Genomic DNA, 8274 nt, shown 5'->3' with positions numbered 1-8274 from the left:
ATAATTTTACCCAGTAAGAACTCCCGTCCGGGGTCCGGTCCATAAAGCCGTATTCGATTAAATTCCGGCGCAGGAGAATGTAATCGTGGTAGATGGGTTTTAAGATCTCGTTCACTTCTTTTTCACTATAGTTTTTGCCGGTCTCGAAATAGTTTATGAGATGCCGCAGAATGGCTGCCCGCTTTTTCTCTTTCAGCGGGAATCTATCGAGGGGGCCATCGGGTCCCTGCTTAAAGTATGCCGCCAGAATGTGGTCAGACTCCTGCCCGGTAATAGCAAACCGCTCGTCGACCTGTTTCGAACTGCGCGGGATTTCGATGAAGGCATCTTTTTTCGGCATCCGTTCTCCCAGCAATTCCATAATCGCCAAAAAGATTTTGGCCTGTTTTTGTTTTTCCCGCAAACTGAAGCGATGATTGCGGATGGTGGAGGTACTGCCTGCATTTACGGCTTTGGCCACCTCAGCGTCGCTATAGCCGGCGTAAAAAAGCTCCAACAGGCTTTTTTGGTGTTCCGTCAACCCGGTTAACTGTTTGTCCAGGCTGGTGAGAACATGAAAGACCGAGCCATGACACTGGGCAATATGCATTTTTATATATTTTTTGGCTTCATATAACTGGCACTCGTGGGAGTATATGACTCCATCGGGAAATTTTTGGCCGCAGATGAGACAAATGAACTCATCGCTATGGGACTGATAGGTGTAACCGGCTTTGATATCCTGCAGCGATGACTGCCAAAACAGATCGGATACATCATTCATTTCAAACACCTCTTACATTTGTTTGATAAATACATAGACATTATATGATTCTGTCTATAATAAATCAAGAGTATTATTTTTCCATTGATTGTTGTGCCGGACTTTATAATTTTACAAAAATAGCCGGACAGGTAGGAATGAAAATTTATTTAGAGAATAATGACAATAAAGGCATAAGCTTGACTTAGGTATGGCTATTTCCAGGAAATAAGTCGAAGAAGGGGGAAGATAGAATGAACAAGGTATACGCTATTATCGGGCCGCCTGCTTCCGGGAAAACCTCTCTGGTAAAGGAACTGTCAAAGCAGGGTGTTCCTGTCATGGTTAGTCATACCACCAGGCCTAAAAAACAACATGAAGTACATGGGGCTGATTACTATTTCGTCTCAAAAGAAGAGTTTGGACAGCTGCAGTTGATTGAAAAAGTGACCCGGGATAATAACTTTTATGGGTTGAGCAAGGATGAGGTATTACGAAAGGTAAACCAGCATCCGGTTTCGATTGTGGATATTGACTTAGTCGGCCTGGAACAGTTGAAGAAACTTTTGGGAGGACGGGTGGAATCTATTTTTGTTCTGGTTGACAAAAACACGGTGATTCAGCGCTTAGTGACGCAAAATGCGAAACTGGAGGATATTCAACGCCAGGTGGAGCAGGCTGCCGGCAAGGGTGAGTTTGACAACTGGCAAACCGCCGATTATGTGGTAAAGAACACCGGGGCCATGGATGCGTCGGTACGTCAGATGCAGGCTATTATGGGATTGCTGTGGGCTGAACCGGCAAGCGCCACGGAAACTGTTTAGAAAGGGTGTTACTTTTTTTACCGATCCTATCAGAATTTTGTTGTGTTTTCTTTTGCCGCAGGATAATGCCATTCCCTGCAGAACCCTAACTGTAATTGAATCAGTGCCACCAAACAGGTGCCTCTCGCCAGAGAGGAGAATAGGGAAGGCGGCAGGATGCTAAAGTGTCCTGGAACGCCGCGGTCGCGCCACTGTAATCGGGGAGGAGCCTTTGCCCATGCCGGCTGGTCGCCGGGAGGCGCAAAGGTTTCGCAGAACCGTAGCCAGGAGACCTGCCTGTTTTGGCTGTCATTTGTCCCCGCGTCAGGGCGATGCCAGAAGGATGGGAAATCAAAGAAAAACCTAGCCTTTTTGGCTGGGTTTTTTTGCGAGCAATACCAAAAAGGGGGATGGATATGGACTACGAACAAGCGGTTGACCAATTGATTAACGGTGCGGCCAAGCCGCCGGGCAGCCTGGGCCTGCTGGAGAAATACCTCCGAAAGGTACTGCTGGCATGGGGCGGTCTGGAGCGGGAAGTAAGACCCCATCATTTGATTTTTGCCGCCGACAATGGGGTGGTAACCGAGGGAGTGGTCAACTATCCGGCGGAAATTACCTATCTGCAGGCGCAAAATATGGTTGACGGAAGGGCCACTATCAGCTGTTTCTGCAGCGGCAGCGGCATTCCCTATACGGTGGTGGACGTCGGCACCAAGCATCAGGAGGCGGCCGGCATCAATCGCAAAGTGGCCTTAGGTACAAAGAATTTTATGCAACAGGAAGCGATGAGCCCGGGGGAATTCCGGCAAGCCTGGGAAACAGGCCGGGAAATGGTTCGCAGCTCGGTGGAGCAGGGCTATAACCTGCTGTCATTCGGGGAAATGGGCATCGGTAATACCACTACTTCCGCGGCGGTCCTTCATGCCTTAAGCGGTATCCTGCCTGAATTTGTCGTGGGTTATGGCGCAAGTCCGGGAAATGAAGAGACCCTGAAACGTAAACGCCTGGTCGTGGCCAAAGGGGTGGAGCGGCACCGGGAGACCATGAAAACAGTAGAAGATATTTTGCGTTGCGTCGGCGGCTTTGACATTGTCGCCATTTGCGCTGCCATGGTCGAATGCGCCCGGGTTAAAACCCCGTTTGTGATCGACGGCTTTATCACGGCCGTAGCCTATGTCTGCGCTGCCAGGATGCAGCGGGAAACAGAGAAATTCGCCATTCCTTCCCATTTGTCCAAAGAGCCGGGTATGGCCTATGCGCTGCTGTTGGGTAATATCCGGGCCGAGGACGTGCCAATTCGCGCCGATATGGCGCTGGGCGAAGGAACCGGCGCCGTCCTGATGGTGTCCATCCTGAAAAATATGGTCTATGCTATTTTCCATACCGCCCGGCTGGATGATTTTGAATTATCGGCTGCGGTCCCGCCAGCGACAGCAGCCGTTTAACCAGCATAGAAAATAATTGCGGCGGAATGGTGATTTTTTGCCATTAGCAGGAAATAACTGTAGGTTTAGCAAATACTTCCCTATGAATAAACAGAAAATTTTTTCATTTTATTTCTGATGCTGCATTATTGTGCAAGGGGGAAGTAGGGTGCACAATCTCCAAGGATTTGCCTTGAGCGATATCGTCAACATGCAGGTGCTGCAGGAAATTCAAGATAGGTTTGCGGACGCCACAGGCCTGGCGGCAGTAATTGTGGATGTGAACGGGTCACCGGTAACCACGCCCAGTAATTTTACCAGGTTATGCAACTATATCCGGTCCTATCCCGAAGGATTGGCCCGCTGCATGGATTGCGACGACCGGGGCGGGCGGAAAGCAGCGAAACAGCAGCGTCCCTATGTCTATCATTGCCACAGCGGCGCCCTGACCGACCTGGCGGCGCCGATCATTGTTCAGAACGAATATGTGGGAGCCGTTCTCGCCGGCCAGGTGATCCTGCCCCAGGAGGGGTACGAGCCCAGGGCCGAAATGCTCCGGCGCCTGGTACCGCTGGGATTGGAACCGGCCATTTTGTCAGAATATTTGGATTTGGCTGAGGTTTTGCCGGAAAACCGGCTTAAAGCTTCAGCCGACCTGATTCACCTCCTGGCTAACTATGTGGTGGAAATGGGCATAGCCAATATCAGGCAGCAACAGTTAGTGACTGAAATCAAGGCTAAAGCCGACCTGGAGAATTTACTGCGGGCCGCGGAATTAAAAGCGTTGCAGTCCCAGGTGAACCCGCATTTTTTGTTTAACACTTTAAATACCATCGCCAGGCTGGCGCTGCTTGAAGAAGCGCCGCGGACCCAGGAAGTAGTTTACGCCCTGGCCGACATGCTGCGCAACAACCTGCGGGATATGGATCAATTGCGCACCGTGGAGGAAGAAGTGAAATCGGTGCGGGATTATTTCACCATTCAAAGCGTGCGGTTCGGCGACCGGATCAAAACCGATATTGATATTACCCCGTCTCTGATGGAAACGCTGATTCCGGCCCTGACGCTGCAGCCGTTGGTAGAAAATTCTATTTTGCACGGCCTGGAGCCTAAGCGGGATGGCGGCATGGTGCAAATTACCGGAAGGCTGGACGGAGACCGGGTGGTCCTGGCGGTAGTCGACACCGGCGTAGGTGTGCCGCCGGAACGCATCTATTCTATCTTCCGGGCCGAAAAACGGCCGGTTACCAAAGGACAGACCACCGGTCTGGGCATTATCAATGTCCATAAACGCATTCAGCACTTTTTTGGCAGCAAGTACGGCCTTAACATGGAAAGTAAAGTCGGTGAGGGGACACGAATCTATATTCAGCTTCCCTACCCTTCCTAAAAATCAGAGGAGAGAAACAGAATGTACAGCTTGATGATCGCTGAAGATGAGCAGCTGGAACGGCAGGCGCTGCGCTTTATTGTGGGAAAACACTGTCCTGATATTCAGATTGTCGGTGAAACCGGCGATGGGGCCGATGCCGTGCAGATCGCATCGGAGCAGGCGCCGGATATCATTCTGATGGATGTCCGCATGCCGGAAATCAATGGCCTGGAAGCCGCCAAAAACATCCGGGCCATCCTGCCGGATACGATGATTATCATGCTGACCGCCTTTGACGAATTCAGCTATGCCAAACAGGCCTTGGCTTTCGGCGCGATGGATTATCTCTTGAAACCGCTCAAACCTGCTGATCTGGTACGCACTTTGCAGGCCACAGCGGCCAAAGTGCAAGAGATCCGGCAGAAACGGCAGGAGGAAGCCCGTCTGCGCCATAGTTTGCAAGAAGCGCTGCCGGTGATTCAGATGTCTTTTGTCTATGATCTGGTTTTCCGGGAAATTCAGGATTTGCCCCATCTTAAAGAGCGGGCGGCGTTTTTGGGGCTCAAGGCCGATGCCGGTGTGGTCATGGCTGTGGATATTGACAACTTCTACCAGGTTAGCCACCGGGAATCCGAATTACGAAAGCAGCTGATCAAACAGAATGTGTTCCGGCAGATTGTGGCCGTCACCGGCGGCAGCGCCCTGGTGACACCCTTTGGCAGCGACAGTGTCATCGTACTGTTGAGCAGCATGATGCCGGCTTCGCCGGACCTGGGCAAAGAAGCGGTGCTGCCGGTTGCGGCGCAGATCCGTGACGCCGTATCCAGGAACCAGGGCATCAGCATCACCATTGGCATTGGCCGCTGGTATCAGGATCTGCGGCACATGCACAAATCCTATCTGGAAGCTGTTCATGCCCAGCGGCAGCGTTTTTTTCTCGGTGACAACCAGATCATTCATGTGGACGATGTACCGCATCCGGAGACAGGACCGTTTTATTATCCCTTTCATTATGAACGGGTGATGATGGACAAAGTCCGCTGCGGCGACCGCAAGCAGGCCAAGGAAGCCCTGCGGCAGCTGCTGAAGGAACTGTTGGCCAGCCAGGCCGGCATGGAAGCCGTCAAGGCCTGCATGCTGGAGCTGCTGATCGTTTTGTCCCGGTCGGCGGTAGAAGGAGGCGCCAATCTGGAACAACTCACTCTCCTGAATGTGGACCGCATCAACCAGCTGACCCGCTGTTCCAGCGGAGAGCAAATGCATTACTGGATGTTGGACTCTCTCGACCGGTTCCTGGACAATATGCTGGAGAACCGCAACAGCATGAATGTGCGCCTGGTCAACAGGGCCTCTGAATATATCCGGCAAAACTGCCAGCGCAATGTTTCCCTGGAGGAAGTAGCCAAGCTTGTTCATTTGAGCCCTTTTTATTTCAGCCGGCTGTTTAAGCAGGAAAAAGGCTGCAATTTTGTGGACTTCCTGACGCGGATGCGGGTGGATAAGGCCAAACGGATGCTGCAAAATGCCGAACACACCATTGTGCGCATTGCCGCGGCGTCCGGCTATCAGGATGCCAGCTATTTCTGCCGGGTGTTCCGCCAGGAAGTGGGGATGACGCCGACTCAATACCGCAGCCAGCTCCTGTGTCAGGGAAGCCAGGAGACAACGAAAGGGGACTGTTGAAAAAGGCTCATCTGCGTTGTTGCTCCTGCGGGAGCAGACTCAAGGGGACGGTTCTCTTGATGAGTTCCAGGAGGGACTTGCGGGGATAGGGTTATCGGCAATATCTACGAGAGGAATGTAGCAACATGATAGAAGACTGTGTCCAGACAGTCTTCTTTTGTTTTTCCGGTAAAAAGATTCCTACAGCAGAGNAAAAAAATACTAGGGGAAAAATAGAAAAATAAAATGAAACATTATGTAAACAAGGGCCGGCAATTTAGTCCGATAGGTTGGCAAGAACCACTCAAGGGAGGTTGCGGCAAAAGTCGAAATATTTTAACAAATTGGGATAGTCATAGATTGTGAGGGATGATATGACAGCCGAAAAGCCAAGAGTCATTCAGGAATATGTGCCCGGCAAACAGGTTACGCTGGCCCATCTGATTGCCAATCCCAAGCGGGAGTTATGCGACAAGTTGGGTCTGGCGGGCAGCAGCGCTATCGGTATTCTGACGATTACCCCCTGTGAAGCGGCGATCATTGCCGCCGATATGGCCACTAAAGCGGCTGCCGTGGAAATAGGCTTTCTGGACCGGTTTACCGGCTCCCTGGTCATTACCGGCGCCGTATCGGCGGTGGAAACGGCTCTGCTGCAGGTCACGCATCTGTTGGCGGACGGCATGGGCTTTACCGGTGCCAGGCTGACTCAGTCGTAAGATGGGCAAAATCATGGTCATCGGGCCGGTTGGCGCCGGCAAAACCTCGCTGCTGCAGGCGCTGCGGCGGGAGGCGGGCCGGGCGGTCAAGACCCAGAGCCTCTCTTTTTTTGACTCGGCCATCGACACTCCCGGCGAATACTCCCAACTGCCGCGATTTTATCCGGCGCTTTTAGTAACAGCCATGGAAGCGGCCGCCGTCCTCATCATTCAGGATGCCACTGCGCGGCAAATGTCTCTTCCTCCCGGATTCGCCGGCATGTTTGCCCGGCCGGTGATCGGCGCGGCGACTAAGATCGATTTGCCCGACGCTGATCCGGCCAGGGCCAAAACATGCCTGGCGTGGGCAGGAGTCAGGGAACCTATTTTTCTTGTTTCCGCTCATACGGGGGAAGGTTTAATACTACTACGGGACTATCTCAGAGAAAGGGGGTACCATTATGAGTGAGGCTTTAGGCATGGTAGAAACCAAGGGTTTGGTAGGATCCATTGAAGCTGCTGACGCTATGGTGAAAGCAGCTAACGTCATCCTGATCGGCTATGAGAAAATCGGATCCGGTCTGGTGACAGTGATGGTGCGCGGCGACGTGGGCGCGATCAAGGCAGCCACCGACGCCGGCGCGGCCGCCGCCCAGAAGGTGGGTGAAGTCGTTTCAGTGCATGTCATTCCCCGTCCCCATGCGGATGTGGAAAAAATTCTACCCAAGGTTAAATAGCGATAACACGGAGGTGCAAATCTCATGCAGGAGCAGCTCATTGCCAAAGTCATGGACGAAATCAAAAAGCGGGTGGAAACCGAGAACGCATCGCAAGGGGCCAGGCCCGCCCAGGAAAGCTTCAAGGCCGGCGCTAACCCGGGGATTACCGAGTTTGTCGGCACAGCCATAGGCGACACCATCGGCCTGGTCATTGCCAACGTGGACCCCATTCTTCACGCCAAAATGAAACTGGACCCCAAGTATCGCTCCATCGGCATTCTGGGGGCCCGCACCGGCGCCGGCCCCCAGATCATGGCGGCTGATGAAGCCGTCAAGGCCACCAACACCGAAATCGTCAGTATCGAGCTGGCCCGCGATACAAAAGGCGGCGCCGGCCACGGCTCTCTGATCATCTTTGGGGCCGAGGAAGTTTCCGACGCCCGCCGGGCGATTGAAGTGGCCCTGAAAGAAGTCGGCCGGACCATGGGCGATGTTTATGCCAATGATGCCGGACATATAGAATTGCAGTACACGGCCCGGGCCAGCCATGCCCTTGTCAAAGCCTTCAACGCACCTGCCGGCAAGGCTTTCGGCCTGGCAGTAGGCGCGCCGGCAGCTATCGGCGTACTCATGGCCGATGTGGCGGTCAAAACCGCCAATGTGGAAGTAGTGGGCTATTCCAGCCCAGCTAGTGGCACCAGTTTTTCCAATGAAGTGATCATCATGCTCAGCGGGGATTCCGGCGCCGTACGGCAGGCGGTGATCGCCGCCAGGGAAACCGGCAGGAAGCTGCTGGAAACCATGGGCGGAGCGGCGGCTTCAGCGACAACGCCTTATATCTAAGCGGCGGGGAG

General features: G+C 53.1%; 9 protein-coding genes and 1 riboswitch. Of the genes, 8 read left to right on the top strand and 1 reads right to left on the bottom strand.

Features of this window, described 5'->3' with window-relative positions; translation table 11 throughout:
* Positions 1 to 763: DUF2087 domain-containing protein (locus tag ALO_RS06525; protein ID WP_004573197.1), on the bottom strand; the 763-nt coding region annotated here is incomplete at its 3' end.
* Between the two features lie 233 nt (positions 764 to 996).
* On the opposite strand from ALO_RS06525, the gene ALO_RS06520 reads away from it, so the two are divergent.
* The 8 genes from ALO_RS06520 (at position 997) to pduB (ending at position 8263) form a co-directional block, all read left to right on the top strand.
* The gene (locus ALO_RS06520; RefSeq protein ID WP_004573196.1) at positions 997 to 1566 is read left to right on the top strand and encodes a guanylate kinase; all 570 of its coding nucleotides are present in this window, start codon (positions 997 to 999) and stop codon (positions 1564 to 1566) included.
* Positions 1567 to 1664: 98 nt separating this feature from the next.
* A riboswitch (cobalamin riboswitch) is annotated at positions 1665 to 1860 on the top strand.
* A gap of 101 nt (positions 1861 to 1961) precedes the next feature.
* Positions 1962 to 2993 carry a nicotinate-nucleotide--dimethylbenzimidazole phosphoribosyltransferase gene (locus tag ALO_RS06515; protein WP_040292876.1) on the top strand — a complete coding sequence of 344 codons (1032 nt, stop codon included), beginning with the start codon at positions 1962 to 1964 and terminating at the stop codon, positions 2991 to 2993.
* 148 nt (positions 2994 to 3141) lie between these two features.
* Positions 3142 to 4362, top strand: a complete 1221-nt coding sequence (locus ALO_RS06510; protein WP_004573194.1) for a sensor histidine kinase — start codon at positions 3142 to 3144, stop codon at positions 4360 to 4362.
* Positions 4363 to 4383: 21 nt separating this feature from the next.
* A complete protein-coding gene (locus ALO_RS06505) occupies positions 4384 to 6027 on the top strand; it encodes a response regulator transcription factor (protein ID WP_004573193.1) in 1644 nt (547 codons plus the stop codon).
* 353 nt (positions 6028 to 6380) lie between these two features.
* Positions 6381 to 6722 carry an ethanolamine utilization microcompartment protein EutS gene (gene eutS / locus ALO_RS06500; RefSeq protein ID WP_004573192.1) on the top strand — a complete coding sequence of 114 codons (342 nt, stop codon included), beginning with the start codon at positions 6381 to 6383 and terminating at the stop codon, positions 6720 to 6722.
* A 1-nt stretch (position 6723) separates the two neighbouring features.
* Positions 6724 to 7170: a EutP/PduV family microcompartment system protein gene (locus tag ALO_RS06495; protein ID WP_004573191.1), complete on the top strand. Its 447-nt coding sequence runs from the start codon at positions 6724 to 6726 to the stop codon at positions 7168 to 7170.
* Positions 7160 to 7438, top strand: a complete 279-nt coding sequence (gene eutM / locus ALO_RS06490) for an ethanolamine utilization microcompartment protein EutM (protein ID WP_238528222.1) — start codon at positions 7160 to 7162, stop codon at positions 7436 to 7438. The genes ALO_RS06495 and eutM overlap by 11 nt, the downstream gene beginning before the upstream one ends.
* Positions 7439 to 7462: 24 nt before the next feature.
* The gene (pduB, locus tag ALO_RS06485) at positions 7463 to 8263 is read left to right on the top strand and encodes a propanediol utilization microcompartment protein PduB (RefSeq protein WP_004573189.1); all 801 of its coding nucleotides are present in this window, start codon (positions 7463 to 7465) and stop codon (positions 8261 to 8263) included.
* Positions 8264 to 8274: the final 11 nt, after the last annotated feature.

Origin of the sequence: Acetonema longum DSM 6540, assembly GCF_000219125.1 — a bacterium.
Lineage (GTDB): Bacteria > Bacillota > Negativicutes > Sporomusales > Acetonemataceae > Acetonema > Acetonema longum.
Note: the sequence above shows the minus strand (reverse complement) of the source record. Positions and strands in the feature narration are given on the sequence as shown.